The organism is Bathymodiolus azoricus thioautotrophic gill symbiont (assembly GCF_001298715.1).
Taxonomy (GTDB): Bacteria; Pseudomonadota; Gammaproteobacteria; order PS1; family Pseudothioglobaceae; genus Thiodubiliella.
On sequence record NZ_CDSC02000188.1, the window covers coordinates 1 to 861 of the forward strand.

Annotated in this window: 1 protein-coding gene; it reads right to left on the reverse strand. The window is 32.4% G+C overall.

All coding sequences use genetic code 11. From position 1 onward, the window contains the following. Window positions 1-139: 139 nt before the first annotated feature. Window positions 140-457: a hypothetical protein gene (locus BAZSYMA_RS03650; RefSeq protein WP_241502543.1), complete on the reverse strand. Its 318-nt coding sequence runs from the start codon at window positions 455-457 to the stop codon at window positions 140-142. Between the last annotated feature and the right edge of the window lie 404 nt (window positions 458-861).

Below are 861 nucleotides of genomic sequence, written 5' to 3' on the forward strand. Positions count from 1 at the left end.
GAGCGTATAAAAGCAGATGGTGGCATTGATAGTATTGATAGTATTGGCATTAGTATGCTCTATAGTTTCTAAATATAGATACTTAATCTACCATAAAAACACCCTGCCTTTACAGGGTGTTTTTATTATCTAGGAACCATTAATCGCCAATTTTCCATTTACTTTTTTCTGAAAAAGTTTTAATGGTTTGGCGTTTGGCTTTGTTGATAAGATTGGAGTGTGATATTTTGTATTTTTTGGTGTAATCTACCAGAGAGGCAATCTCTTTGCCTTCTAAATATGCCAAGCGTTTGTGGTAACTATTGATGAGTGCTTTGCCGATAATACTTTCCATGATTTTGGTTTTCCCTGATTCGTTAAATTCATTAAAGGCGGTGTAGTAATCTGCCCTATCAATAAATTTAATGTTGATTGGCACAAAACCATCACGAATCAGTAGGTAATTGTCAGGTTCCACCACGTTGTTCCAGTTTGAGCATTTGATATGAGGGTTTACACAATCTGGTTTACAGGGTCTATTAAGACCCTGTAAACCAGATTGTGTAAAGTCCTCTCTAAAAAATCATAGCACTAACCCGTTTACTCCGCTTTGACTCCTCTTTTGATAAAATAACAACTCTCGCTATAACTATCCTTATATTTTAAATGAACGTATAGTAAATAATATCCTATATATCATTGACTAAAATATATTAATTATTATATAATAATTAATATAAATAGGTTTATACTAAATTTAGGAGTTTTTGCATGAAAACAACGGCTTATCTTCGCATATCAACAATTGATCAAGATATTGAAAAAAATAAAGCAGATATTTTAAAGTTAGCTCATGAAAAACAACTTGGGAGCGTGCACTTT